The sequence below is a fragment of the Bacillus sp. FSL W7-1085 genome, from assembly GCF_038595035.1.
In the GTDB taxonomy this organism is placed as follows: Bacteria; Bacillota; Bacilli; order Bacillales; family Bacillaceae; genus Bacillus; species Bacillus altitudinis.
Map to the genome: position 1 here is coordinate 3,476,266 of NZ_CP152000.1, position 24,963 is coordinate 3,501,228.

Consider the following 24,963-nt stretch of genomic DNA (forward strand, 5'->3'; position numbering starts at 1 on the left):
GGAGGGGATTCTTCCATTAGATTGCCCCTCCATTTCTATATAAATCATTTCCACAATCGATCTAACTGATTTGAATAAAAATCAATGGCCTTTCGATAACTCAAAATAGCAGGATCGTTTGTCGTTTCAGTTAAACAGTTCAGTAATATTTCCATGGCTTTGCTATGTTCATTTAAATTATACAAAGTCATGGCATAAAACGTTTGAATGGCTTTATTATGAGGATAAGCTTCCATCGCATGGAGGAATATTTGTTTTGACTTTTCATATTCCCCTAAGGTTCTGTATGTACTTCCTAATCCTAAGAAAGCATCTTCTCTTTCTTCTGAAGACAAACCTAGTTCAATGGCCCTCTCATAAAAAAAGACAGCTTGTTTTTCCTTCCCTAACACATCATAGCTCCAAGCACATTGATAGTGAATGGAGGCATGATCTGGATACTCTTCTACAAGACGGATGAGCATGTCATTGGATTCTTGAAGATGTCCACTTTCTCGAAGTTCAATAGCTTTCAGAAGTTTCGTTTCCATTACATCACCCCTATTTTTAAGATGGGACGATATGTTTACGAGAACACTTTCTCATTCCGCTCAATCATCCGCGTCATGTTTTTCTCAAACTCCAGTTGTTCCTCGGTTGTCAACCCTGAAGCGGTCAGTTGCTCGCTCAACTTTTGAAGTTCTTCTAATAAAAGACGCATGAGAAGCGCACAATCAATGGATTCTCCAGTTAATTCTGATAGGGATGCCATCGTATCAGGCTGTATATCAGGGAATACCGCTTTCACCTCATGCCTTCTATCCTTTAAGGCCGCCTCATAAAAACGGCGAATCAAGTCAGCACGTTCCCGCCCGCTTCCATCTGCACACAAATAAATTTGCACAGCGACTCCACCGCGTAATCTACGCTGAGAAATGCCTGCAAATTTCTTTCCATTGATGCTCAAATCGTAGCTACCTGGACAGTAAGAGCCGACAATTTCATAGGCTTCAATGTCCACCTCATACATCGACAGCATCCGGCGGATCAATTCCACCATCGCATCATATCCTCGGTCAATATCAATGCCCTTCTTTTGTTCCGCAAAGATTAAAGACACATTTAGTACGCCTTCATCCAGCACAACAGCAAGACCACCTGAATTGCGCACAATGACGCGATATCCCTCTTCCTCAAGAAGCTTTACACCCTCTTGGAGAAATGGAAGTCTTGTATCCTGAATCCCAAGAACGATCGTATTGTGGTGTACCCAAGAACGCGCTGTCGCTGGTGAGAGTCCTTTCCCGACCGACGCACAAAGCGTATCATCCATCGCAAAAGATTGCTTCGGGTCCACATAAAGACCAAGGCTCGATTGATCTATGATTCGCCATGTCGGCTGCGTCAATAACTCAATAGGTTCATTTTTCATGTCCTGCATATCCTCTCGTTCATAAACTGTGTTTATTATAACATGGAGGGAGAATGAGCGAGAAAAAAGCTCTATGACAAGGAACGTCACAGAGCTTTTCAACTGGATGCTTTGGTTTTCTTGTTCTTCCTTTTCGAGATGAAATAAACAGCTGCAATCAAAACGACAGGAACCCCAACCACGAGGCCCGCAGCGATCAATGTGTTCCACGGCAAATCGATCATCTCCTTAATAGACTAGGCTTCTATGAAACAGCCGTCACTTACCCAGCTTAACAAGTCTTCAGCCACCAATTCCGCATGCTGAGGGTCCATCACACCAGCATCGACGATCCACACTTTTTTCTCCTCTTCTGCCTGCCGCATGAGAAGTACTCGCCCACCGCCATCGTCACCAATGGCTACATAGCCGCTGGCATAATGATGGACTTCCCATGTTTTATTGCGTTCCACTATGTCCTCAGTTCCGTATAGTAGAACATCGCCTTCGACGGAACATCCATTTGTCTGTTTTAGCAAGGTCTTATAAGCATGGGGCAGCAGCATGTTTAGCTGGGATTCTGCCTCTTTGATATGTATATCACTTGCTGGTTTGTTTATGACCAGGTTGGGAATCTGAGAAAAATGAATCATTTTGAAAGCCCCCTAAAAGGATGTACAAGCGTTTATTCAGCTGATTTTGGCATAATTCTTTTATACACCCGCAGGAGCACTTTTAATAGAAAATAGAAAATGATGACATCGATTATAAAACCAAAAAATAGAAATTCAACACCATAATTTGAATGCAGGACTAGCCAATCAATGGGAAAACCCCGATAAACCGAACCGGCATGTGGGACATAAACCCCTCTCATAAAAGCTGTCCCAATGACGAGAAGAACACTGATGCCTAATAGCCAATTGACTGTTTTTTTGTTGATGTGTTTTTTCTGATTCATACGAATTCCTTTCTGTGTTTTTGTATCGCTTTCTAATACAAAGACTTCTACATATTACTATATAATCAATACAACAATTCTTTTAGTAGACTTTCCGCTTTATGTAATTCATCTAAAAATGGATTTAGATAATCATTATGACTATCCAAGTAAGCCCTAACTCCGCCAATGATAAAGACTTTTTGGAGATCATCATTGGCTTGCATGATTCTTTGGGCATTCTTGTATCTTCTATATATTAATTCAAGTACACCTTGATTGATCTCTTGCGAATATTCTTTTTCTAGGATGTTGATGACCGTTTGGATTTGTTTCGTTAGTTCTTGTTTTTTGTTCATTTAATGCTCCTTAAAACTTCGGCTCATACTAATAAATATCTAACCGTTGACAATTAAAACTTATAAAATCGCCTTCATTTATATCTCCCGGTATATTGCAATCCAATTCTAATAAAAGTCCGCCTACCTTCACTTTTTCATCACGCTTATCAATTAATTGTCCTAAAAAACTATAACTGAAATTATCATCTAATTTTTCAATTCTATACTCTGACAATTCAGCTTTCACTAAGTCTGACACATCTAAACAATAAATAGGTTCTAATAGTTCATTTTCTTCAAGGTAATTTAATGGTTGAGCAAAACACATTATTTCCAGTTCGCCATCTGTTACAATCACTTCAGCTTCTGAGGCTTCTTGTGAAATCCAGTTTATTTTTTTTATTTTCAATACGATCACCCTTTTTTTACTTCTTTGTTTTTATCCCTAAACTTGGTGCTTTTTTAGAAAGTTCTTTAACCGATTTTATATGAAATGTGGTGATATTTCCTGTTTTTCTATCGAGCCCAACAAATCCGTATTTTGCACTTCCCTTTCCACCAACAATTCTTACATATCCATTCAGTTCTGGTACATATTGTCCCTTTTGAATAAGGTGATTTGCATCTTCAAGATAATTTTTGATATTGTATTTGTTTTTGCCGATTGCACCCATTATCTCTTTACTATGCTTTTCAAAATGAATAATAGCTTCATCACCTTTGAATTTAATCAGTTCACCCGTACCCTTTCTTGTCTTCTCAACTCTCTTCACCACATTCTTCCCTTGATCAATCTTAAAGACATATTTCCCGCCTTTAATGATTTTCATAAATGGGATAATAGAGGCTGCGGATAGGGCTTGGTCGGTGTTGCTAATATTTTTGCTGGTTTCTGGGTCTTTGCCAGTAACGGCTCGGTAGCCGTCGTAGATGCCACTGTATTCTAAAATGATGTTTTCGGCGGTTGAGACGACCTCACCGTCTAGTATACGTTTGGCATTTCCGCGGCTCCGGCTTTCTGGGATTTTATCTACTTCTTCTATTCTAACTTCACCGTTTGCGATATACGTTCGAATGATTTGTTTATTGGCGTAAACGGTGTATCTCCCGCCTATAAAATTAATGTCCGACGGATCTGTGACAACTTCATCAGCGATGTCGAATTCTTTTAGCTTTTTGATGCCTTTTACGTTGAATAGTTTACCCTTTATGACCCTAATGTCTCTATGAATCTTGTTTTTCCCGTTCACGGCTTCCCTTTGCAATGGCGTAAGCGATGGATCGTTTACTGTGATTTGTTTACTGATGTTTTTATGGGTGTCATTCCGAACAACCGTCTCCACATTCGCCTGTTGTTTCTCTTTCAGTTTCTTCAGCATGATTATCATTGGATTGTCTTTTAGGTTGTCTATTTTGTCGCTCAATCCACTGATGGTGCTGTTCACTTTTTCTTCTTTTCCATCTTTGAAAATAGATCCTTTTTGATAGCTCGTGATGTCGATTTTTGGGCCGGTGAACATGGTGCTTAGCGTGTTGATGAATTGTTTCATTGTTTGAAGGGAGCTTTTTGTTTCATGTAAAGCACTCGTCTGCTCCCTGTCAAATGCATGAAGCAGACCAATGGTTCTTGACGTCTCAAGCCATGCCTTTTGATAGTTTTGCTGAAAAGCTGATTCATCTACACTTGGCAAGTGAACAATATGACCAACTCTGCCAATGGCGTGGTTCACCTCTGATACGATTTCAGAAATTGTTCGTTCAGCTTTTTTTAAGCCTTGATCAAGTTCGTGTTCAATAAATGCTTGTGATATAAAGCCGTGCTGATTTGATTCAAGGGCATGAAGCGCCTGCTTTGTGTTTTTCAATGCAGCGCTATAATCCTCAATGATGACCTGAAAAAATTGCAGGAAGGGAATATGGCATTCTGTATAAAAGGAGCGGATGGCTTGTCCCGCCTCTCCCTTTAGTGCGCCATCAAGTGAGATGATCTGTTGGATTTGTTTTTCTATGGAGCTAATCTGTTGTGATTGCTGTTTTAATGTATTCAGCGTTTGGTCAATTCCGTTTATTATCGCAAAAGCATCAAGGGTTTTCATTACGTTCTCCTTTATTTTCTTTTACTGCTGGAAGCAAGCGCCTTGTCCGTTTCGATCATGGTGTTCACCGCTCATATTAGATGTTTACTTAACGATACATTCAGGTGAAAATTTCACAAAAACAGAGTTTGTACCATCATCCATCATTCTTTTCAATTCCTTACCTAATGAATAATTAGAATTTGGTTCTGTTTGCAATACACAAACAATATTTCCACCCTCACTTTGAGTTAGACAGGTTAATTGTAAATATTCATTGTTATCATAAATAAAAGAAACGATGTAATCATAGAAATTACCTTCTAGGTTATCCTTATTTAATTCCTCCGTAAAAACTCTAACTACGGTTCCGGTCCAAATTTGAGTATCATCTTCAATTTCCAGAACAGATATCCAATCATTATTCATCATTCTATTACATCCCTACTTTGATCCTACTTTCACTTCACCATCATGAAATATTTCAATAACATAACCAGAAGATGGTGAAAAAATCCATGTATCAAAACTGACTGCAGTAACATCATCTATAGCTTCAAAAACTTTATCTAAAGTAGATTGAATAATTGGTAACGTCCCTTCATCCCAAATTACATAAACAACATCATTATACTCATCCATTTTTTGATTTAAAAAGGATTGTATCTCATCAAACGTATTCACTTTAGCATAAGAAGATAAATTCTTCCATTCAATTTGCCCCCAATCAGAAAATGGAAATGAACTTTCAAAATGGCTTAATATTTTATCCCTACTATTATCATATAAAACGTGTACATTCTCACCAAGTGCCTCAATACATTCTTCAAATAAACTCATATAAAATCTCCTTATTCAGATGTTTTAATAAAGATTTAAAAGTACCTTCGTTACCTTCAAATGGTATAGCGATTTTCTTTGCATTAGCTCCTTTACCATTACGAAAATCTTCAATATTTATATGTGGTCCCTTATTAGGATCATAATCTAATCTCCATCTTACTTTTCCGTCAACAGACTGCCTACCAACAACTTTACCATACCCAGCACTCGACTTAAGCGTACCTGTATATGGTTGTGCATTGGGTCGGGTTATTACAGGAAGAGATCCAATAACAGATGATAAAGTCGCAGGTATGGATCGTTTCTCCTTTATTTTCTTTTACTGCTGGAAGCAAGCGCCTTGTCCGTTTCGATCATGGTGTTCACCGCTTGTTCTGTTTGTACAAGTTGTTTCTGAAGAATGTCTATGTAGGATGTACTTAATTCGTTCAGCTGCTGATTGATTTTTTCTAATGTGTCTGCCGTCAGGAGCTGATTTCTTCCTTTGATGGTTGTTGGAAGTGTTGCATTCATTTGAGCGCCTGATTGTTTTGCATGCTGTAATACTCGTTTGACCTGACTGGCATCTATTTTAATTTCTCTGCTCATGTGACTACCCTCTTTTTTCTTCCAGTTGTTTTTGCTTTTCTTTCTCTATTTTTCTTTCAACCGAATGAATTTCATGTTCTAATGAATGGATCTCTGATTTTAAGTCGCTGATTTTCTCATCAATTCGATTCAATAGATTGGTTAGCTGTACACTTTTTATCTCTTGACTGGCGGATGCCATCTCGTCTCGAATGTCATCAAACGTATCTGCGAGATGGCCAAACCATGTATGTGATGTCAGATCTGGATGAGTCATTTTCTTGTTAGCATCTGCCAGAGCAGACTTTGCTTCTTTGATTTCTTTTCGACACATGTTCAGTTCTATGATTTGTTCTTTTTTTATGGATATGTCTGCCTTTAACGAATACAAGGCTGTTGTATAACCGATGATAGCTCCAGACATCGTCAAACACCTCTATTCCTCAAATAGTCCTCCGTTATGTTACCATTTACTAGCACAAGAGGCATATGATTGAAAACAAATTCAATAAAAAATGAATCGTATGTATTGGGTTTTTATACCTAATTCACATAAAAAAGCTGAATCCTTCGATAGGATCCAGCTTTTGATGCTTATTTTAAAGTTTCAGTGACTGATGCTGAGTCATGATCGTTACATGCAGCGTCTTTCTTCTCAGGGATATAATGGAGTGAAAACCCGACAAGGCTAAAAAAGGCACTTAACACCAGTGTTGGGTTTTTAAATAGGTTCGTACTAGCAATGATCATATCTCCCTTTTGCAAGAGAATTCCTAGTATTTGACCGAATACCAACAACGTTCCTGACGTTAGGAATAGGACAAGCAGCACTTTAAATAAGAATTCCATCAATACTCTCATCTGTTTCTCCTTTCTATACGGGAAGTATCTCCATTCCAATGAGCCAGCCAATGCCAACGATCGGAAGCATATAATAGAGGATCAGTGGGATAAAGGTTTTTTCTGGTCTGGCCCCTGCTAGACCAGAAGCGATAAATATGGACCCTGATGCAGGCGGGGAAGCGCCTTCAGTTGATGAAAAAGCAAGAATGGCAACTACAGCCACAACTGGGTCCACTCCAACTGAGATTAAAGCTGAAAATGAGACAAGCCCAACCGCTGTTAATGTCGCTGTTGAAGATAGAGGGCCTGCCACCAGTGTGACAAGAACACCCACAATGAGCACCATGAGCCATTTCGGAATGGCAAGTACTGATGTGATTTGCGTCAAATCTTCTGCGAGTCCTAATTCAGCAAGCACTTGACTAGCAGCCACTGCAAACAGCATCAAGGCGCCAATCGTTGTGAATTTAGGAATGGCTGATTTGAAAAATTGAGACCAATCTAAAGCAGACGCCTTGCTTCTTCCAATTGTTAAACTAATCAGCATCATGAGAATCGGAATCCATGTAATTAAAGATATTTGATCCATTGCCTCTGGTCCGATGTTTGGGTTACTTTTTAAATAGTTTGCCAGAGGACCAATCGTGACAATGATAGGAATCAAGGCACCGAAAAAAATAAAGATCGACTTCCACCCTTGTTTCACAGCTTCCCAGAAAGGAAGAATATCATCTGGCGGCATGGCCTGAATTTTATTCTTTTTCACCAGAAGATACACCAAAATAAATCGGTATACGACTTGATACAGTCCTCCTATTAGAAGGGCAATATATAAATCTCCCTCAGATACAAGGGCGGCAACTGGTGCAAACCCAAGCATGATGAACATGGAAGAGTTCGGAGGCAGTGCCGCTCCAAGTCCGCCATTCCCTGCTAGAATCGTGGCCGTATGGGTCCGGCTCCACCCGGATTTAATCATCCAAGAGGCCGTGATAGAGCCAGTCGCAGCTGTGTTTGCAGAATTTGAACCTGAAAGAGCGCCTAAGACTGCTGAACCTAACGTACTCATATAAGCTGCTCCACCAGGAAGTTTCCCTACAACCGAATTTAGGATTCGTAAGAGTGCATGAATTAATTCCAACTTTTCGATTAAATAAGCCATGAATACAAATGCGACAGCTGCATAAAGCACCTCATATGTGGATGCAAATATTAAACCATCCCAGAAAAGTCTTAGCGCATCCAATCCGCCAAATAATGTGGTCGCAATAAAGCCTAATAGCATGGCTTCTCCCATATTCCGCTTCACGACGACATTCCATATAATGATGACAGCTATGAACACAATCAACGCAATAAAACCCATATCGTTTCTTCGCCTCCCCTTCATTAAATAAAACGCTTACAAATTATTCCCCTTGCTGCATCACGTCAATGACTTCTTCCCAGCTAGCAGGTTTTACCCCGCCAAAACGTTCAGCAAAGTGAAAGTCTGCTAATTTCTCAAGCTTCTTTTGTGCTGCCCGAGACATACTGGCATCAATCTCTGCTTCATCTAGCATTTCAATAGTGCCAAGAAGCTCTACTGCCCGTCTTTTTGCATGCAATGCACTCCCTGTCACAAGACGATTCATGGTCTCTTCAAAACTTTTGCTATCGATTGTATCGCTTAGTGAAGAAATCACTTGATGTTCCACATTATATTTTTTAGAAATTTCCAAAAATTCAATCAAGAGACCGACAATCCCCTTCATATAAATGCTTCTGATTAGCTTTAGTGCCGAAGCATCTCCTGGCTGGTCACTAATTTTTGTGATATTCATGCCATAAGCATTCATGACTTTCATGAATTGGTCAATTCCACTGCCGCTTGCCGTGATCGGAACCTTGTGTTTGTTGACTGGAAGAGACCCTAGCATGGCGGCATCGACAAATAGCGCTTCTTGCTTTTCAATTTCGTTTGCTACTTGTTTTTTGATGTCTGGTGTTGATGCCGATACATCTACATATAATTGATTCTTTTTCAAACTTTCCAATACAGATTGTGCCACTTCTAAGGTTTTATTCGCTGGTACAGCTGCAATCACAAGATCAGATTTCTCAATGAGTTCGCTAATACTGCTCGTTAATTGAACGCCTGTTTGCGATGCTTTTTCTTTCAACGAGCCAGCTAATTTCTCATTTTGTAATAGGACATCATACGCATAAAATTGATTTAATCCTTCTGTTTTCAATCCCGTTGACAGCTCATATGCCGCTTCACCATATCCGATAAAGCCTATTTTCATCACCGATTCCCCTATTCCTGAAATTTTTTCATTCTGCCTTCCAGCCATGCCGGTGCTAAGAGACTGATGTCTTGCTTTCCTTCGTCCACATACTGTTGAATCGTTTTTAATCTCTGATGTTCATACGCTTGTTTCTCTTCCGCTAGTGTCAGCAGGTGTTCCGCCTTTTCCTTTGGAACGATGACGACTCCATCATCGTCAGCAATGACTAAATCACCTGGGGCTACTTTGACACCGCCGCACGAGATGGTTTGATTCAATTCCCCAGGACCATCTTTATAAGGTCCGTTTGGCATAAATCCCTTACTGTAGATTGGCAAAGCCAGCTCCTCTAAAGCGAGTTTGTCGCGAACAAGCCCGTCAATCACGATTCCTTCTATTCCTACAGCCTTTGCTGAATGTGCCATCAATTCCCCTAAATAGGCATGACCCTTATGGTCTTTCCCGTCAACAATCAGTACATCTCCTTCTTTAGCAGAGTAGATCGCTTGATGAAGAAATAAATTATCCCCTGGCCGTAAGCTAACAGTAAAAGCTGTGCCGACTACATTCATGCCTTTCGCAACTGGTTTGATTTGATGATCCATCGCGCCAGTGCACCCCATTACGTCTGACAGCAAGGTCGAGTTAAGCTTTTTTGCCCTAGCGATAAGATCCTTCGACACGAAATGAACAGTACTCATTGTTTCCATCATCCCCTTTGAGTTATATTCATTACACCTATTTTAATTAAAGTAATATTTATTACTTTTATGATATGATCATACCACCTCATTTTTATTTAGTAAAGCGCTTTCAAAAAAATAAAAAATGAGTTCCACACGACTAATGTGTTGTGTGGTAACTCATTTTCGTTAACATATGATTGATTTGATCTAAACGTGGTTTTGTTCTTTCAGGATCATTCATCGCTAAGGCACTTAAAATGTAATCGACGATAAAGATAGCAGATACGACAGAGTTATGAGAGCCGACACTTGCTGAGGAACATGGTAATACATATTGTGCATATTTGGTTAGTGGAGAGCTGTAACTGTCTGTGATTAAAAGCACTTCCACCCCATAAGACTTCGCTGCTTCCATCAAATCTTTCATACGCTTTGCATAGCGCGGATAGCTGACAGCTATAATGAAATCACCCGAGTTGAAATGAACCAAATCATCCACCCAGTCACTTTGATCTGCATCAATATACTGGCAATTCCCCAATAGCCGATTGATTCCGAGTGACAAATACTCACCAACAGGTCTTCCACTTCGAACACTTGTACACAAAACGTGGCGTGCGCTGGCTATTTTCCCAACAATCTGCTGAAAGGTTTCTTCCGTGATATTGTCTAGTGCGTACTGGATATTTTGAAATTGAAGTTCTACATGGTCATGCAAGAGCTTATTCTTATTTGAATGCTTGAGATTCGCTTCAAGTCTCGTTTGAGGGTCGGCTTTATGCTTCATAGCTGATTGAAGCTCTTTTTGGAACTCAGAAAAACCGGAATACCCTACAGCAGCAGAGAATCGCATGATCGTTGCTGTACTCGTCCCGACTTTTGACGCCAATTTATCGACAGTTAAAAAAGCGACTTCCATTGGATTTTGTACGATATAATCTGCAATTCTCCTCTGCGCATCGGTTAAAAATGCGACCTTATGCTGAAGTTTATATATTAAATCCTCCATTATAGCACCTGCCTATCCTATCGGCTTTATCTACGATTCGTGTTTTCTTTTCACTCTTTATTGTACACATTTGGACAAAATAAAAAAACAGCCAGCACGAATCTATCGTACTGACTGCTCTAGTCGAGATGCTATTTTATAGTGCTTGAGCTGCTGTAATAAGCGCAAGATTGTAAACGTCTTCGGCATTACAGCCTCTTGAAAGATCGTTTACTGGCTGATTTAGACCTTGTAGGATTGGACCTACAGCTTCAAAGTTACCTAAGCGCTGGGCAATTTTGTAGCCAATGTTTCCTGCTTCAAGGCTAGGGAAAACAAATACGCTAGCATCGCCTTTGATGACGGAATCTGGTGCTTTTTTCGCTGCCACTGAAGGAACGAAAGCTGCATCGAATTGGAACTCTCCATCAAGAACAAGCTCAGGTGCTTTTTCTTTTGCAATGCGAACCGCTTCAGATACTTTGTCTGTTTCGTCTGATTTTGCTGAACCTTTTGTAGAGAAGCTAAGCATTGCTACACGTGGTTCGATGTCAAACATTTTTGCTGTGTTTGCACTTTCGATCGCAATTTCAGCAAGATCTTGGCTGTCTGGTGCAATGTTGATCGCACAATCAGCAAACACATATTGCTCTTCGCCGCGAGCCATAATGAAGACGCCAGAAGTTTTCTTTACGCCTTCTTTTGTTTTAATGATTTGAAGTGCTGGGCGCACTGTGTCAGCAGTTGAGTGTGCTGCTCCGCTTACAAGGCCGTCTGCAAGACCTTTATACACAAGCATTGTACCGAAGTAGTTTTCATCCAGTAATGCTTTTCTCGCTTGCTCTTCTGTCGCTTTGCCTTTACGTCTTTCGACGAAAGCTTGTACAAGATCTTCAAAACCTTCATATGTATGAGGATCATACACGTCAACACCATCAAGTGTAAGACCTAATTCTTTTGCTTTTGCTTCTACTTCTTCTTTCTTACCTACAACAATTGGCTGCAATACTTTGCCATCTGCTAGTTTTTGAACGGCTGTTAGAATGCGTTCGTCCATTCCCTCAGGAAAAACGATCTTAACTCCTTTACCTGCAACCTTTTCCTGAACTGTTGAAAAAATATCTGCCACTTCAATACCCTCCTTGATTTTACAAAAAAAGCGTTCTCTTTTAAGCATACTCTTCTTCTACATAAATTCAAACTACCAACTTACATTATAGCGCTTACAATTTAAATTCTTATTTTTCAAACTAATTAAATCAATTTCTAGAAAAGCGTTTTCGTCGTTCAAGTTTTGATCACATCTTCATTTGGACAAACTATGTTATAGTTGGAACAGATGGAAAACTGTAAATAGGAGTGAAAGAAATGAGCGAACAACATACTACAAATGAAGCAGCTCAAACACTAGATGGCTGGTATGCACTGCATGATTTTAGAACGATCGACTGGACAGCTTGGAAGTTGCTAACAAGCGATGAGCGTCAAGCCATCATTCATGAGTTCACAGGTCTATTAGAAAAATGGAAAACAGCTGAGCACAATCAGGCTGGAAGCCAAACAATCTATAGTATTGTCGGCCAAAAAGCAGATATTATGCTCATGATTTTACGTCCGACCATGGAAGAACTGGGTGAAATTGAACTTGAATTTAACAAGACACGACTAGCAGAGTTTACGATTCCAGCTTATTCTTACGTGTCAGTTGTTGAACTCAGCAACTACTTGGCAGGAGGCGGAGATGGCGGAGACCCTTACGAGAACCCGCATGTACGTGCGCGCCTCTATCCTGAGCTTCCTTCTTCTCAATATGTCTGTTTCTATCCAATGGATAAAAGACGTTCTGGCAATGACAACTGGTACATGCTTTCAATGGATGAACGCAAATCCCTTATGAGAAGCCATGGTTTAATTGGCAGAAGCTATGCTGGGAAAGTAAAACAGATCATTACAGGTTCTGTTGGCTTTGATGATTATGAGTGGGGCGTCACTCTTTTCTCTGATGATGTGCTTCAATTTAAAAAATTGGTTTACGAAATGCGATTTGATGAAGTGAGTGCACGTTACGGCGAATTTGGTTCCTTCTTTGTTGGAAACCGATTAGCAAACGAGCAGCTAGCGTCTTATTTCCATGTATGATAAACTCTTAAGGCTTCGGATCTCTCCGAAGCCTTTTTATGTATTTGTTTAGAAAGGTGATCTCATCATGAAAAACTTCCCCATCGCTATTTTTGCGTTAACGCTCGGTGCGTTTTCGATTGGCATGACTGAATTTGTGATCATGGGACTTTTGCCAAATGTCGCAAATGATCTTCATGTATCTATTTCTGCTTCAGGTCAGCTGATTACCGGATATGCACTCGGTGTCGCAGTTGGCGGCCCTATTTTAACGTTATCAACTGGAAAAATGTCGAGAAAACGTCTCCTCATTCTATTAATGATTCTTTTCGTAGCAGGAAATGCTGTCGCAGCTGTATCGTCTTCTTATGGTCTGTTGATGGCTGCACGTATTTTAACGTCATTTGCCCATGGTACCTTCTTTGGTGTAGGCGCCATTATGGCTGCACGGCTTGTTCCTAAGGAGCGAAGCGCAAGTGCGATCAGCTTCATGTTTACAGGACTGACAGTAGCCAATGTACTGGGTGTACCATTTGGCACCTTTATCGGAAATCAATTCGGCTGGCGCATGTCATTTCTCGTTATTGCCGTCATTGGTCTCATTTCCTTAATCGGTATTATCAGTTTAGTACCAAATCAATCGAAAGAAGAAGTATTAGATATTCGAAATGAAATATCGGTGTTGAAAAGGCCGCAGGTCCTCGTCTCCTTTGCGATGACGATATTCGGTTTTGCGGGTGTGTTTACCGCCTTTACGTATATCAGCCCGATCCTGCTGCAAGTGACTGGCTTTCAGGAAAACGGGGTCACCCTCATTCTTGTCCTCTTTGGGCTTGGGGTCACCATTGGGAATTTAGTCGGTGGAAAACTTGCGGACTGGAAGCTGATGCCGAGTATTATCGTCACATTGATCTTGCTGATGGCTGTCCTGTTGTTATTCACATATACATCTGCCTTTAAAGTGCCTGCCGTGCTGACGATTTTTGTTTGGGGAATCATTTCATTTATTCTCGTTCCTACCTTGCAATACCGCACGATGAACATGGCACATGAAGCCCCGACACTCGCATCAACGCTCAGTCATTCTGCCTTTAATATTGGAAATGCCGGCGGTGCAGCGCTTGGCGGTCTTGCTATCGAAATCACACATTTACAGCTTGTCCCGCTCTTTGCGGCAGGTGTAACATTCATTGGATTGATCATTACGATCATGAGCTATCAGTCAGATAAACGAATCAAAAGGACCTGAGGGCAGGTCCTTTTTCTATTTCACCACGGTCATTTCTGGCTCTTCTATTTGTTTCACACGTTCCTGAATGGGATGGGTAAAGGAATGCTCTGATAAGACAATATGAGAGACCGTTTTTGTAAAGCCAGACACATCTTGAATAAACGCTTCAATTTCTTCAAGAGAAGAAACAGACAGCTTAATGAAAAAACAGGACTGTCCTGCCACTCGATAAGCAAAGAACGCACGTGGATGCTGGTTCATAAATGTCACAAAACGCTGATACTCCCCATTTAATACGGTGACTTCCAGTAAACAGTCTATCATCAGACCGAGCTTTTTATAATTGACTTGAACAGAATACCCTTCGATAATCCCTGCATCCTCTAGTTTTCGCACTCTTTCTGCTACCGCAGGCGCCGATAAATTCACTCGTTTGGACAATTCCCTCATTGATAAGCGGGCATCTTCTCTCAATTCGTTTAAAATATGCACATCCACATCGGTGATTTTCATTCGTTACGCTCCTATCCCAAAATCGTTCCATTTGAAAAGTATTTTATGATGATACTTATGATACGAAATGTAAAATAAAACTAAATAATGGTAGAATTTATTTTAACGGAATTGAATGAAAAAGCAAGTATGGAGGGATCACTTGATGAAAGAATCTTTAGACAGCCAGGCTTCTAAAACATTTCCCATCACACTTGCCATTGCACTCACACTTGGCGTTTTTGCGGCGGGATCGGAGGAACTGGTGATTTCACCACTGCTGCCTGATTTATCAAACTCCTTTCAGCACTCTCTTGATGTTCTCGCTCTTTCCATCAGCATTTATGGGTTAGCTGTGTTGGTTGGAGCTCCGCTGCTCGTTCCTTTAGGGGACCGATATTCAAGAGAGCTGTGTTTGATGATTGGGCTGTCTTTCTTTTTGATTGGAACAGTGATGTGTGCTGCTGCCCCAAATTTGGCCGTGTTTTTTGCAGGTCGTGCTATTTCTGGGCTGGCAACTGGTGTATTTGTGCCAACAGCCTATGCTCTTGTGGGCGACCGGGTTCCATACGAATATCGCGGCAAAGTGATGGGACTTATTGTTTCGAGCTGGTCTCTTTCTCTTGTCCTTGGTGTGCCCATTGGCGCCTTTATCGGCCAGAGTTTAAACTGGCGCTGGACGTTTTGGATTTTCGCTATGATGAGTCTCATTGTCCTGCTGCTCGTCATCCTTGAATCAAGAAAACAAGTCAGAGCAGCTGATCCGAAGGCACCTCAAGCTAGTGAGAAAACAGGCGCTTTATGGGGAGCTTTGAAAATCGATCGTGTGCCTGCCTATTTGACTGTGACGTTTTGCAATATGCTTGGATTTTACGGCATGTACTCGTTTTTAGGTGCTTATCTGCAAAGTCTGTTTGATGGCGGACAATCAACAGCTGGACTTCTTATTATGGCTTATGGCGTCGGCTTTTCTATGAGTATGTTTACTGGAAAATTAGCAGACTGGTTCGGTAAAACCCGTTCCCTTGTCCTCGTGCTGGGTGGAATTGCGCTTGTTCTAGCCTTGCTTCCTTATGCGCCATTCTCGTGGATGTTGCTGATTTTCGCCCTATTTATTTGGGGTGCTATGCAAAGCTTATCTGTCACGCTTCTAAGCACCGTTCTAAGCGACTGCTCTCAAACCCATCGCGGGAAAGTGATGGCTTTTTACAGCCTAGCCTCCAACCTTGCTGTTATGCTCGGTTCCGCACTGATGGGACCAGTTTATGTCCATTTCGGATATCATACGGTAGGTCTTGTCTGTGCATTGATCACACTTGTTGGTTTCATCATCAGCTTCGGCAGCTATAAACGAGAACGTGCCTTACAGAAAAAACAGCCAACTACTCTTGAAACGTAAGCACATTTCACTGCACATCTCGATATGTGCAGTTTTTTAGATCAATTTTTAATATCATCATATATTACATTTTTTATAAAATTTGTTGACAATTGCCAATTTTAAATTTTATAATCTAGTAAAAATTTGAAAAAGATTGGATGGTAAACATGATCCTAAAGAATGATGATGTGTTTCATTTCAAAGAAGAGCCAAGCCCTTCACCTAAGATGTTTACAGTCAACACTCTAGGCCCTAAGGGGACAAGCAGTGAATACGCAGCAAAACATTTCATCTCTCAATCCACCACTACACTCGGTACTCATACGAAACTATCCCTTTATGACACATTCGAAACTTGCATTGAACATACTCTCTCTCAACCACTTCAATTTACTCTCGTCCCACACGCATATGAAGGCATCAAACACTTCTACATGAGACCAGATCTACAGCTTTTACAAATTTTCAGATGTGACACGCCCATGTATGGTTTGGCTGTCAGACCTGATTTCCCATTCAATGAACAAATGCTCCACCATTTAAAAATTGTCTCACATCCTGCACCTGTCAATTTAATTCAATATTTCATTCACCAAAATGCTGAATTTGAACTTGTTAATTCTACAAGTACTGCCGCCCAGAAAGTAAGGGACGGCGAATTTGATTTTGCTTTAACGAATGAGGTGGCAAGAGCCACATATGGCCTCATCTTCATTCGAACGTTTAAAAGTATACCCATGAGCTGGTCCATATTCGGAAAAGGAGAGATGTAAGATGCAAACTGAACAAAAGATGCAAGAACGATATTTTCCTCAAGCGAAAAAATTAGAATGGGATAATGGCGTTATCCAATATTCCACTGTAAGAGGCGGTACGGAAGTGTTAATTTCATACGTCCCTCCCCGCACGATCATTGAACCTCACGAACATCCCGAAGCACAAATCGGCATTGTATTAAAAGGCGAGCTTCAAATGACTGTCGGCCAATCGACTCAACTGCTCACCCCATTAGAATCAGCCTATATCGCACCACCGTTTGTCCCTCATGGCGCTTCAAATCTGACAGATGAAGAAGTGATCGCCATTGATATTAAGAGATTAAAGGATAATGAAGAATATACAGCTCCCCCCACTTATTTCTTAGACATTTTCAAAACACGGGATTTACTCCCTGGCATGGAAGTGACTTTTTTTGTGGAGGATTGGATGGAGCTGATGATTGCCAATATCCCTGGAAACGGTGGAGAAATGCCTTTTCATAAACATAGAAATGAACAAATCGGCATTTGCATCAGCGGAGGGTATGATATGACGATCGAAGGCTTTACAGAAAAGATGGAATTTGGCACCACCTATTTCTGTGATCCAAGGGAAGATCATGGGGCCATCAATCCAAAGCCAGAAGCATCAAAGTCTATTAATCTCTTCTTCCCTCCTCGCTATAATCGCTTAAAACCAAAGGCATCTAAGGTGAAGAAATGAAGCTGGACGGAAAAGTTGTCCTCATTACAGGGGGTGCGTCGGGGATTGGGCTTGCTGCTGTCAAGCTCTTCCTCGAGCATGGAGCAAAAGTAGCTGTCGCTGACATCAATGAAAGCAGCGGCAACCAACTAATTGAATCATTGCCGCATGAGCACCTTGCATTTTTTAAAACAGATATTACGAAGGAGTCTGACTGTCACCAAACCGTTCAGAGCGTGCTGAGCCGATTCGGTGCCATTGATGTCCTCATTAACAATGCAGGCATCGAAATTGTCTCACCTATTCATGAGATGGCACTGGAGGATTGGCATCGTATTCTTCAGGTCAACCTGACCGGCGTCTTTCTCATGAGTAAGCATACTTTGCCGCATATGCTTGAAAAGAAGAGTGGAAGTATTATCAATACCGGATCTGTCGGAGGTCTTGTGGGCTGGCCTGACATTCCGGCATACAATGCAACAAAAGGCGGTGTCATTCAGCTCACCAAATCAATGGCCATTGACTATGCCGCTCATCAAATCAGGGTGAATTGTATTGCCCCTGGCATCATTGATACACCATTAAACGAGAAGTCCTTTTTAGACAACCACACAGAAAGTCTCGAGATCGTCAAAAAGGAAAAGGCAAAGGTGAACCCTATGCTGCGGCTTGGAAAACCTGAAGAAATTGCTGGCGTGATGCTCTTTCTCGCCTCTGATCTATCCAGCTATATGACTGGAAGTGTCGTCACAGCAGACGGAGGTTACACCGCTAGATAAAAAGGAGTGCTTTCATTGAGTAAAAAAACTGTACTTGTCATTGCTGATCTAGGTGGGTGCCCGCCCCATATGTTTTATGAAAGCGTGGCGGCATCGTATCATATCGTTTCTTATATCCCGAGACCCTTTGCGATTACAAAGGGACATGCCGAGCTAATCGAAAAATACTCCATTGCGGTCATCAAAGACCGTGATTATTTTGATACACACCCTTCTTTTGAACACCCTGATTCTATTTACTGGGCACATGATGATTATCCAAAATCAGAAGAAGAAGTTGTGGAAGACTTCATTCGAGTGGCTTCCTTTTTCAAAGCAGATGCAATCACCACCAATAATGAATTATTCATTGCACCGATGGCAAAGGCCGCTGAACGTCTTGGGCTGCGAGGTGCCGGTGTCAAGGCAGCCGAAATGGCGCGTGATAAAAGCCAAATGAGGGCTGCATTCAACGCCTCTGGCGTCAAAGCGGTGAAAACTCAGCCTGTCACGACTTTATCTGATTTCCAAAAAGCCATTGAGTTTATCGGAACACCGCTCATTTTAAAGCCTACATATTTAGCCAGTTCTATTGGCGTCACCTTGTTTCATGACAAGGCTGGAAGTGATGATCTGTTTTTACAAGTACAATCGTATTTGGAAACCATACCAGTCCCAGACGCTGTCACGTATGAAGCACCGTTTGTCGCTGAAACGTATTTAGAGGGTGCTTACGAAGATTGGTATGAAGATGAAGGATATGCTGATTATGTCAGTGTAGAAGGGCTGGTCGTAGAGGGCGAATATCTCCCTTTTGTCATACATGATAAAACCCCTCAAATCGGTTTTACAGAAACGGCTCATATCACTCCGACGATCTTAGACAATGAAGCAAAGCAAATCATCATTGAAGCAGCAAGAAAGGCAAATGAAGGACTAGGTCTTGAACATTGTGCAACCCATACAGAAATCAAACTCATGAAAAATCGAGAAACTGGACTGATCGAATCAGCGGCTCGATTCGCTGGCTGGAATATGATCCCGAATATTAAAAAGGTCTTTGGCGTCGATATGGCCAAGCTATTGATTGATGTATTAGTTGATGGTAAAAAGGCTGTACTGCCAAAACAGCTGTTTTCTGGACATACATTTTATGTAGCGGACTGCCACCTGTACCCCCAGCATTTTAAAGAGAGTGGGCATATCCCACCTGAAGCCACACATATCACCATTGATCATGTGTCTATTCCAGAGGAGGCATTCGTTGGAGATACTGCGATTGTCAGTCAATCATTCCCTGCCAAAGGGACTATGGTGGATCTTGCTTTATTTGAAGCTTTTAATGGAATCGTATCTCTTGAATTAAAAGGATCATCCTCACAAGACGTTGCCGCGTCCATCCGCAACATTCAGAAACAGGCAACGATTCAGTTAATGGATGAATTAGTGAAGGGATAGAAAGAGAGGCTGCTGTGGTGAAAATGTTAGCATCTAAAATGATTGAACGGCTGCCTGAACAAAAATTCGGCACCGTCTTTGAAAAAATTGCTCAAAAGACAAAAAACGGAGCAAACATTATGAATCTAGGTCAGGGAAACCCTGATCTACCAACTCCTCCCCATATCGTGAGTGCCCTAGAGGAGTCAGCGGGTGTTTTGCCATTTCAACAATATGCCCCTTTTAGAGGCTTTGACTTTTTCAAACAAGCCATTGCAGATTTTTATAGATCGGAATTCGGTGCTGAGATTGATCCGCAGAAGGAAATTGCTCTTTTCACTGGCGGAAAAACGGGACTGTATGTCATGAGTCAGTGTCTTCTTGATCCAGGAGATATTGCACTCGTTCCCGATCCAGGATACCCTGAATATCATTCAGGCATTTTGATGGCGGACGCCAAGCCATACAGTATCAAACTTGAAGAGAAAAATGGTTATTTACCAGATCTCTCCTCAATTGATCGTGATGTAGTCAAAAAAGCAAAAGTACTGTTCTTGAATTATCCGAATAACCCCACGGGTGCTGTCGCAAATGAGGCATTCTTTGAAGAGGCTGCTACCTTTGCGGCCGCTCACGAACTGTATGTTATTCATGATTTCGCCTATGGTTCATTTCATTACGAACAAACACCCGTGAGCTTCATGAATACTCCTCTCGGGAAAAGTGTAGGCGTCGAATTATATTCTCTATCAAAGACTTTTAATATGGCAGGATGGAGAGTCGCTTTTGCTGTTGGAAATGAGGAGATCATTCATGCCATCAATACCTTCCAAGACCACGTGTTTGTCAGTATGTATGGCGGATTTCAACATGCAGCGACTGTTGCCTTGCAAAGTGATGACTGTCATATTCAATCATTAAGAGCGATATACCTTGAACGAATCAATTTCTTCATCCGGCAAGCGGCGAGAAAGCTTGGCTGGACAATCAAACGTCCACCCGGCGCCTTTTATTTATGGGCTCCGATTCCTGATGACTTTGATCATTCTCATGCCTTTGCTGACTATTTACTCGAACATGCCGATGTTGTCGTCACGCCTGGAGGAGTATTTGGAGCCAATGGGAGCCGTCATGTACGCATTTCAATGGTTGCCCCGATTGAAGAGCTTGCTCTCTTTATCGACCGTCTGTCCATCCTCCCCATTCGATTTCATCAAAAAACCCGCCTATAGCGGGTTTTTTTCAGTTTATATACTTTTCATCGTTCCACCGTCTACGGAGATTTGTTGGCCTGTGATATAAGAAGCTTCCTCTGATGCCATAAAAGCTGCCAATGACGCCATCTCACTCGCTGAGCCTACTCTTTGCATTGGGATACCTGATGCGACAGCTTGTACAGCCTGCTCTCGTGACACTCCCTGCTTCGTCATCATATTGCCGATAAATTGTTCATACCGATCGGTTGCAATAAAACCAGGATTTAAACAATTCACCGTAATACTAGACGACGCAAGCTGTGTGGCTGCATTTTTACTGGCATTAATAATCGCTGCATTCATCATACTATTCGTAAACATTTGTTCACCAGGTTCCTTCCACAGGTTCCCGACAATTTGAATGATCCGTCCATATTCATGTCTTTTCATCAATGCTACTGCACGCTTCATTGTATCTACGTAGGCGATGGCTTTTTGAGAGAAAGCAGCCAGCATCTGGTCAGTTTCACATGAATCAAATGTATCTGGTTTTCCTCCTGGAATGTTATTGATCAGCACATCGAGTCTGCCAAACTCCTTTTCTATTTCTTCAAAGGCTTCCGACCTCACCGCTTCAACCGACATATCTCCACAGAATAGAGACAGCGGTTCCTTTGTTTCTGTCATATCTTGAATGTGCTGTTTCGTCTGTTCAAGTGAGGCCATATTTCTAGAGTTGATGATCACCTTCATATCGCTCTGGGCGGCAAGTTTTATTGCGATTGCCTTTCCAATGCCTGTACTTGCCCCTGTGACAAATGCAATTCTTTTAGACAAACTCATCCACATCCCTTTTCATCAATATACATAAAATGACACATACAGAATGTATTTCAACAAAACAAGACCTTTCTCCTGCGAAAGGCCTCTCTTCTCTATTTAAATGTCGTTTCCCAATTAAATCCGATCGCCTCATCATTCCACGCAATTCTCTTCTCATCTGGGTTTTTTGGATCGTACGATTCTGTTGTAAAATACACAATCTGCAGCGGCGTCTCTCCTAATACGCGGTAGCCATGGGCAACTCCCTTTGGGATGAGGAGCAGCATCGGATTATCTTCTCCCATATAATACACATCGGTTTGACCCTTTGTCGGGGAATCCTCTCTCAAATCGTATAAAACGACCTGTGCATGACCTGCTGGGAAAAACCAAACATCGTCTTGTTTTTCATGATAATGAAAGGCTTTGATCACTCCTGGGAAACTTTTCGACCACGACGCCTGCCCAAATCGCTTCAGCATCGGTTCGTCATCTCGAATAAGCTCTGCGAAAAAGCCGCGATCATCACAATGTTTCATGAGTTTTTTCGTTTGAACACCATCAATCATGCTGCTCGAATCTCCCTTCTTTCTGCAAGTATTCGTGAAGTGCATCCTTCCAATGTCTTGGCTTCCAGCCTGTCGCTTCAATCGCTTGCAGATCTAAAACAGAGTAGGCGGGCCGAGGTGTTTGGAAGCCATACTCTTCAGTGGAAATGGGCTCAATTATCGTAGACAGACCGCTTGCTGCCACAATTTCTGCCGCAAAGTCAAACCATGAACAGCTTGCTCGGTTACTGACATGATAAATACCTGCTTTCTGGTCAAACAAGTGAATCAAAGCTTCTGCGGCATCCTTTGTATAAGTAGGAGACCCTAACTGATCATTGACGATGCGCAAATGATCCTTCGTTTCAGCCAGCCGAAGAATGGTATTCACAAAGTTATGTCCCTCATGTCCATAAAGCCACGATGTCCGAATGATCTTCACTTCATCTGACACAAGATGAATCAATTCTTCTCCAAGTTTTTTACTTTTCCCATAAATGGTTTGCGGATCTGCTTGTGCATCAACTTGGTAAGGGGTATCCGCTTGCCCATCAAACACATAATCTGTGCTGACATGTAATACATCAGCCCCTACGTTTTTAGCTTCAAGCGCTGTATAGTAGGCGCCAATCCCATTCACAAGATAGGCTTTTTCCGTTTCTGTTTCGCATTGATCCACAGACGTATAAGCAGCCGCACTGACAACAATATCCGGACGGAAATGTCTCATTGCATGTCTGACTGCCTGTTGATCTGTGATATTTAGCATACTCCTTGTTAAAGCAATGACTGTGATGTCTTTTTCTTTCAGCTGTTTCGTCAATTCTTTCCCTAATTGGCCGCCTGCACCGGTGATTAAAACTTTCATCGGTCACCCTTCTTCACTTTGATCATATTTGGCACGATACCAATCGATCGTTTTTTCGATACCTTTTTCGAATGAAGTTGCCTGCACCCAGCCAAGCTCTTCTTTTAGCTTACTGGCATCAATGGCATACCGCCTGTCATGCCCTTTTCGGTCTTGAATAAACGCGATTTGGTCATGAGAGATGCCTAGATGTGTGAGAATGGTTTTGGTTAAATCAAGATTTGTTTTCTCGTTGCCGCCGCCAATATTGTACACCTGACCGGCTGTTCCGTTTTCTACTACTTGTTTTACGGCTCTCGCATGATCCTCTACATACAGCCAATCGCGGATCTGCTGGCCGTCTCCGTATATCGGAATCTTTTCACCATTGACCGCTTTTCTAATAATGGTCGGGATTAATTTTTCTTCATGCTGATAAGGTCCGTAGTTGTTGCTGCATCTTGTGATCATGGCGGGTAGTTGGTGGGTGTGGATATAAGATTTCACAAGCAGGTCTGAACTTGCCTTGCTTGCTGAATAAGGATTATTCGGTGAGAGTGGTGTTTGTTCTGTGAAAGCAGGATCATCCGGCTCCAAATCTCCATATACTTCATCTGTCGAAATATGAATAAGTTTTTTCGCCTTTCCCTTTAAAACAGCTTCAAGCATACGATAGGTACCAAGGACATTTGTTTGGATAAAGGGTTCTGCTGACTCAATACTGCGATCGACATGTGATTCTGCTGCGAAATGAATGATGGCATCATAGGCTTCATCAAATACTTGATCCAGTTCGTCTTGCAGCGTGATATCTCCCTGAACAAAACGGAAATGAGGCAGCTTTGATAAATATTCCATCTCCTCTGGATGACTGGCATATGTTAATTTATCAAATACGGTAAGCCGGACATCGGATTCTTGAAGCAGCAGCTTCACAAAATTCAGTCCAATAAACCCTGCTCCACCTGTAATTAAATAAGACTTCGTCATTCGTATCCCTCTTTTTCCTTCATCGTTTCAAACATTTTTATAGATGCTTCGTGGAGAGATTCATGTGTTCCTGCATCAATCCACCACCCTTTTAACATATCATAGGTCAGCTGGCTATTTGAGATGTAGAGATTATTCACATCAGTAATCTCTAGTTCACCTCGATCTGACGGCGAGATTTCCTCGATATATTGAAAGACGTCTTGATCATAAAAATAGATGCCCGTGACGCAGTAAGATGACCTTGGGTGCTCTGGCTTTTCTTCTATTGATAAAATTCGATGATGAGCAGGGTCAATTTCTGCAATGCCAAACCGTTTTGGATCTGCCACCTCTTTCAATAAAACCTTGGCTCCGCTTTCTTGTTGCCTAAAGGCGTCGACAAAAGGGCGTAATGAATCTTCAAATACATTATCACCAAGCATCAGCACAAATTTTTCCCCTTGAGCAAAGGGCTTTGCATAGGATAAACCATCGGAAATACCAGACGCTTCTGGCTGTACTTGATACACAATATTCATCCCAAGTTCACGATCATCTTCCAGTAACTTTTGAAACAACGGAATTTGTTCTTCCTGTGAAATCAGCATCACATCTACAATTCCTGCTTCTTTCAGTTTGAATAATGACCAATAAATCATCGGGTATGGACCAACCGGCAGCAAGTGTTTGTTGAAAATCTTCGTTAATGGTGCCAGCCGTGATCCCTTTCCTCCTGCTAAAATAACTCCCTTCACAT

31 protein-coding genes and 1 pseudogene are annotated in these 24,963 nt (G+C 41.6%); 8 read left to right on the forward strand and 24 right to left on the reverse strand.

What is annotated here, in order from left to right:
• Positions 1–44: 44 nt before the first annotated feature.
• From MKY11_RS18045 to pta, 18 genes and pseudogenes are all read right to left on the reverse strand, one after another.
• Complete coding sequence (locus MKY11_RS18045) at positions 45–530, reverse strand: tetratricopeptide repeat protein (protein ID WP_212359650.1); 486 nt, start codon at positions 528–530, stop codon at positions 45–47.
• Between the two features lie 35 nt (positions 531–565).
• Positions 566–1,411: a biotin/lipoate A/B protein ligase family protein gene (locus MKY11_RS18050; RefSeq protein ID WP_100324853.1), complete on the reverse strand. Its 846-nt coding sequence runs from the start codon at positions 1,409–1,411 to the stop codon at positions 566–568.
• A 236-nt stretch (positions 1,412–1,647) separates the two neighbouring features.
• The gene (locus tag MKY11_RS18055) at positions 1,648–2,043 is read right to left on the reverse strand and encodes an SMI1/KNR4 family protein (protein WP_342501655.1); all 396 of its coding nucleotides are present in this window, start codon (positions 2,041–2,043) and stop codon (positions 1,648–1,650) included.
• 32 nt (positions 2,044–2,075) lie between these two features.
• Positions 2,076–2,351, reverse strand: coding sequence for a hypothetical protein (locus MKY11_RS18060; protein ID WP_342501656.1), 276 nt, complete (start codon positions 2,349–2,351; stop codon positions 2,076–2,078).
• Between the two features lie 65 nt (positions 2,352–2,416).
• Entirely contained in the window at positions 2,417–2,689 is a 273-nt protein-coding gene (locus MKY11_RS18065; protein ID WP_024719454.1) for a hypothetical protein, read from the reverse strand.
• Positions 2,690–2,717: 28 nt separating this feature from the next.
• Positions 2,718–3,080, reverse strand: coding sequence for a hypothetical protein (locus tag MKY11_RS18070; protein WP_008343573.1), 363 nt, complete (start codon positions 3,078–3,080; stop codon positions 2,718–2,720).
• Positions 3,081–3,096: 16 nt separating this feature from the next.
• A complete protein-coding gene (locus tag MKY11_RS18075; RefSeq protein WP_342501657.1) occupies positions 3,097–4,767 on the reverse strand; it encodes a T7SS effector LXG polymorphic toxin in 1,671 nt (556 codons plus the stop codon).
• Positions 4,768–4,851: 84 nt separating this feature from the next.
• The gene (locus MKY11_RS18080) at positions 4,852–5,178 is read right to left on the reverse strand and encodes a hypothetical protein (RefSeq protein ID WP_342501658.1); all 327 of its coding nucleotides are present in this window, start codon (positions 5,176–5,178) and stop codon (positions 4,852–4,854) included.
• A gap of 12 nt (positions 5,179–5,190) precedes the next feature.
• On the reverse strand, positions 5,191–5,586 hold the full coding sequence (locus MKY11_RS18085; protein WP_342501659.1) for a hypothetical protein: 396 nt from the start codon (positions 5,584–5,586) through the stop codon (positions 5,191–5,193).
• Positions 5,573–5,830: pseudogene (locus MKY11_RS18090) on the reverse strand (T7SS effector LXG polymorphic toxin); the annotation flags it as partial. The gene MKY11_RS18085 and the pseudogene MKY11_RS18090, both read right to left, overlap by 14 nt.
• Before the next feature lie 68 nt (positions 5,831–5,898).
• Positions 5,899–6,177, reverse strand: coding sequence for a YwqI/YxiC family protein (locus tag MKY11_RS18095; protein WP_008343583.1), 279 nt, complete (start codon positions 6,175–6,177; stop codon positions 5,899–5,901).
• Between the two features lie 4 nt (positions 6,178–6,181).
• Positions 6,182–6,580, reverse strand: a complete 399-nt coding sequence (locus MKY11_RS18100) for a DUF5082 family protein (protein WP_041507929.1) — start codon at positions 6,578–6,580, stop codon at positions 6,182–6,184.
• A gap of 170 nt (positions 6,581–6,750) precedes the next feature.
• Positions 6,751–7,017 (reverse strand): hypothetical protein, encoded by a 267-nt coding sequence (locus MKY11_RS18105; protein ID WP_008343586.1) that lies wholly within the window; start codon positions 7,015–7,017, stop codon positions 6,751–6,753.
• A gap of 13 nt (positions 7,018–7,030) precedes the next feature.
• Entirely contained in the window at positions 7,031–8,365 is a 1,335-nt protein-coding gene (locus MKY11_RS18110; RefSeq protein ID WP_135009571.1) for a TRAP transporter large permease subunit, read from the reverse strand.
• 43 nt (positions 8,366–8,408) lie between these two features.
• Positions 8,409–9,287, reverse strand: coding sequence for an NAD(P)-dependent oxidoreductase (locus MKY11_RS18115; RefSeq protein WP_058337053.1), 879 nt, complete (start codon positions 9,285–9,287; stop codon positions 8,409–8,411).
• A gap of 11 nt (positions 9,288–9,298) precedes the next feature.
• On the reverse strand, positions 9,299–9,970 hold the full coding sequence (locus MKY11_RS18120) for an RraA family protein (protein WP_082627038.1): 672 nt from the start codon (positions 9,968–9,970) through the stop codon (positions 9,299–9,301).
• Positions 9,971–10,112: 142 nt separating this feature from the next.
• Positions 10,113–10,964, reverse strand: a complete 852-nt coding sequence (locus tag MKY11_RS18125; protein WP_041507933.1) for a MurR/RpiR family transcriptional regulator — start codon at positions 10,962–10,964, stop codon at positions 10,113–10,115.
• Positions 10,965–11,100: 136 nt separating this feature from the next.
• Positions 11,101–12,072 (reverse strand): phosphate acetyltransferase, encoded by a 972-nt coding sequence (gene pta, locus MKY11_RS18130; RefSeq protein WP_008343597.1) that lies wholly within the window; start codon positions 12,070–12,072, stop codon positions 11,101–11,103.
• A 239-nt stretch (positions 12,073–12,311) separates the two neighbouring features.
• On the opposite strand from pta, the gene hemQ reads away from it, so the two are divergent.
• Positions 12,312–13,082 carry a hydrogen peroxide-dependent heme synthase gene (gene hemQ, locus MKY11_RS18135; RefSeq protein WP_024719459.1) on the forward strand — a complete coding sequence of 257 codons (771 nt, stop codon included), beginning with the start codon at positions 12,312–12,314 and terminating at the stop codon, positions 13,080–13,082.
• Between the two features lie 67 nt (positions 13,083–13,149).
• Positions 13,150–14,310, forward strand: coding sequence for an MFS transporter (locus MKY11_RS18140; RefSeq protein WP_251210547.1), 1,161 nt, complete (start codon positions 13,150–13,152; stop codon positions 14,308–14,310).
• Positions 14,311–14,325: 15 nt separating this feature from the next.
• Here MKY11_RS18140 and MKY11_RS18145 read toward each other — a convergent pair whose 3' ends face one another.
• Entirely contained in the window at positions 14,326–14,805 is a 480-nt protein-coding gene (locus MKY11_RS18145; protein ID WP_008343601.1) for an Lrp/AsnC family transcriptional regulator, read from the reverse strand.
• 145 nt (positions 14,806–14,950) lie between these two features.
• Between MKY11_RS18145 and MKY11_RS18150 the strand changes: the two genes are divergently transcribed.
• The 6 genes from MKY11_RS18150 (at position 14,951) to MKY11_RS18175 (ending at position 21,053) form a co-directional block, all read left to right on the forward strand.
• Positions 14,951–16,183 carry an MFS transporter gene (locus tag MKY11_RS18150; RefSeq protein WP_251210548.1) on the forward strand — a complete coding sequence of 411 codons (1,233 nt, stop codon included), beginning with the start codon at positions 14,951–14,953 and terminating at the stop codon, positions 16,181–16,183.
• Between the two features lie 149 nt (positions 16,184–16,332).
• A complete protein-coding gene (locus MKY11_RS18155; RefSeq protein ID WP_047945786.1) occupies positions 16,333–16,938 on the forward strand; it encodes a bacilysin biosynthesis protein BacA in 606 nt (201 codons plus the stop codon).
• Between the two features lies 1 nt (position 16,939).
• The gene (locus MKY11_RS18160) at positions 16,940–17,647 is read left to right on the forward strand and encodes a cupin domain-containing protein (protein ID WP_058337056.1); all 708 of its coding nucleotides are present in this window, start codon (positions 16,940–16,942) and stop codon (positions 17,645–17,647) included.
• Positions 17,644–18,405 carry an SDR family NAD(P)-dependent oxidoreductase gene (locus MKY11_RS18165; protein ID WP_008343608.1) on the forward strand — a complete coding sequence of 254 codons (762 nt, stop codon included), beginning with the start codon at positions 17,644–17,646 and terminating at the stop codon, positions 18,403–18,405. Before MKY11_RS18160 ends, MKY11_RS18165 begins: the two co-directional genes overlap by 4 nt.
• 15 nt (positions 18,406–18,420) lie before the next feature.
• The gene (locus tag MKY11_RS18170) at positions 18,421–19,842 is read left to right on the forward strand and encodes an ATP-grasp domain-containing protein (RefSeq protein WP_342501660.1); all 1,422 of its coding nucleotides are present in this window, start codon (positions 18,421–18,423) and stop codon (positions 19,840–19,842) included.
• Positions 19,843–19,856: 14 nt separating this feature from the next.
• Positions 19,857–21,053, forward strand: a complete 1,197-nt coding sequence (locus MKY11_RS18175) for an aminotransferase class I/II-fold pyridoxal phosphate-dependent enzyme (protein WP_342501661.1) — start codon at positions 19,857–19,859, stop codon at positions 21,051–21,053.
• Positions 21,054–21,068: 15 nt separating this feature from the next.
• Here MKY11_RS18175 and MKY11_RS18180 read toward each other — a convergent pair whose 3' ends face one another.
• The 5 genes from MKY11_RS18180 to MKY11_RS18200 all read right to left on the reverse strand — a co-directional run bounded on the left by MKY11_RS18180 (position 21,069) and on the right by MKY11_RS18200 (position 24,961).
• Positions 21,069–21,860 (reverse strand): SDR family oxidoreductase, encoded by a 792-nt coding sequence (locus MKY11_RS18180; RefSeq protein ID WP_286069845.1) that lies wholly within the window; start codon positions 21,858–21,860, stop codon positions 21,069–21,071.
• A 92-nt stretch (positions 21,861–21,952) separates the two neighbouring features.
• A complete protein-coding gene (locus tag MKY11_RS18185; RefSeq protein WP_008343612.1) occupies positions 21,953–22,408 on the reverse strand; it encodes a dTDP-4-dehydrorhamnose 3,5-epimerase family protein in 456 nt (151 codons plus the stop codon).
• On the reverse strand, positions 22,401–23,255 hold the full coding sequence (rfbD, locus tag MKY11_RS18190; protein WP_047945790.1) for a dTDP-4-dehydrorhamnose reductase: 855 nt from the start codon (positions 23,253–23,255) through the stop codon (positions 22,401–22,403). Before rfbD ends, MKY11_RS18185 begins: the two co-directional genes overlap by 8 nt.
• 3 nt (positions 23,256–23,258) lie before the next feature.
• A complete protein-coding gene (gene rfbB, locus MKY11_RS18195; protein WP_024719470.1) occupies positions 23,259–24,224 on the reverse strand; it encodes a dTDP-glucose 4,6-dehydratase in 966 nt (321 codons plus the stop codon).
• Complete coding sequence (locus tag MKY11_RS18200) at positions 24,221–24,961, reverse strand: sugar phosphate nucleotidyltransferase (RefSeq protein ID WP_135009561.1); 741 nt, start codon at positions 24,959–24,961, stop codon at positions 24,221–24,223. Before MKY11_RS18200 ends, rfbB begins: the two co-directional genes overlap by 4 nt.
• Positions 24,962–24,963: the final 2 nt, after the last annotated feature.

Coding starts and splice junctions, on each gene's coding strand:
- MKY11_RS18045 (WP_212359650.1), bottom strand. CDS start 530: ATGGAAACGAAACTTCTGAAAGCTATTGAACTTCGAGAAAGTGGACAT.
- MKY11_RS18050 (WP_100324853.1), bottom strand. CDS start 1,411: ATGAAAAATGAACCTATTGAGTTATTGACGCAGCCGACATGGCGAATC.
- MKY11_RS18055 (WP_342501655.1), bottom strand. CDS start 2,043: ATGATTCATTTTTCTCAGATTCCCAACCTGGTCATAAACAAACCAGCA.
- MKY11_RS18060 (WP_342501656.1), bottom strand. CDS start 2,351: ATGAATCAGAAAAAACACATCAACAAAAAAACAGTCAATTGGCTATTA.
- MKY11_RS18065 (WP_024719454.1), bottom strand. CDS start 2,689: ATGAACAAAAAACAAGAACTAACGAAACAAATCCAAACGGTCATCAAC.
- MKY11_RS18075 (WP_342501657.1), bottom strand. CDS start 4,767: ATGAAAACCCTTGATGCTTTTGCGATAATAAACGGAATTGACCAAACG.
- MKY11_RS18080 (WP_342501658.1), bottom strand. CDS start 5,178: ATGATGAATAATGATTGGATATCTGTTCTGGAAATTGAAGATGATACT.
- MKY11_RS18085 (WP_342501659.1), bottom strand. CDS start 5,586: ATGAGTTTATTTGAAGAATGTATTGAGGCACTTGGTGAGAATGTACAC.
- MKY11_RS18095 (WP_008343583.1), bottom strand. CDS start 6,177: ATGAGCAGAGAAATTAAAATAGATGCCAGTCAGGTCAAACGAGTATTA.
- MKY11_RS18100 (WP_041507929.1), bottom strand. CDS start 6,580: ATGTCTGGAGCTATCATCGGTTATACAACAGCCTTGTATTCGTTAAAG.
- MKY11_RS18105 (WP_008343586.1), bottom strand. CDS start 7,017: ATGAGAGTATTGATGGAATTCTTATTTAAAGTGCTGCTTGTCCTATTC.
- MKY11_RS18110 (WP_135009571.1), bottom strand. CDS start 8,365: ATGGGTTTTATTGCGTTGATTGTGTTCATAGCTGTCATCATTATATGG.
- MKY11_RS18115 (WP_058337053.1), bottom strand. CDS start 9,287: ATGAAAATAGGCTTTATCGGATATGGTGAAGCGGCATATGAGCTGTCA.
- MKY11_RS18120 (WP_082627038.1), bottom strand. CDS start 9,970: ATGAGTACTGTTCATTTCGTGTCGAAGGATCTTATCGCTAGGGCAAAA.
- MKY11_RS18125 (WP_041507933.1), bottom strand. CDS start 10,964: ATGGAGGATTTAATATATAAACTTCAGCATAAGGTCGCATTTTTAACC.
- hemQ (WP_024719459.1), top strand. CDS start 12,312: ATGAGCGAACAACATACTACAAATGAAGCAGCTCAAACACTAGATGGC.
- MKY11_RS18140 (WP_251210547.1), top strand. CDS start 13,150: ATGAAAAACTTCCCCATCGCTATTTTTGCGTTAACGCTCGGTGCGTTT.
- MKY11_RS18145 (WP_008343601.1), bottom strand. CDS start 14,805: ATGAAAATCACCGATGTGGATGTGCATATTTTAAACGAATTGAGAGAA.
- MKY11_RS18150 (WP_251210548.1), top strand. CDS start 14,951: ATGAAAGAATCTTTAGACAGCCAGGCTTCTAAAACATTTCCCATCACA.
- MKY11_RS18155 (WP_047945786.1), top strand. CDS start 16,333: ATGATCCTAAAGAATGATGATGTGTTTCATTTCAAAGAAGAGCCAAGC.
- MKY11_RS18160 (WP_058337056.1), top strand. CDS start 16,940: ATGCAAACTGAACAAAAGATGCAAGAACGATATTTTCCTCAAGCGAAA.
- MKY11_RS18165 (WP_008343608.1), top strand. CDS start 17,644: ATGAAGCTGGACGGAAAAGTTGTCCTCATTACAGGGGGTGCGTCGGGG.
- MKY11_RS18180 (WP_286069845.1), bottom strand. CDS start 21,860: ATGAGTTTGTCTAAAAGAATTGCATTTGTCACAGGGGCAAGTACAGGC.
- MKY11_RS18185 (WP_008343612.1), bottom strand. CDS start 22,408: ATGATTGATGGTGTTCAAACGAAAAAACTCATGAAACATTGTGATGAT.
- rfbD (WP_047945790.1), bottom strand. CDS start 23,255: ATGAAAGTTTTAATCACCGGTGCAGGCGGCCAATTAGGGAAAGAATTG.
- rfbB (WP_024719470.1), bottom strand. CDS start 24,224: ATGACGAAGTCTTATTTAATTACAGGTGGAGCAGGGTTTATTGGACTG.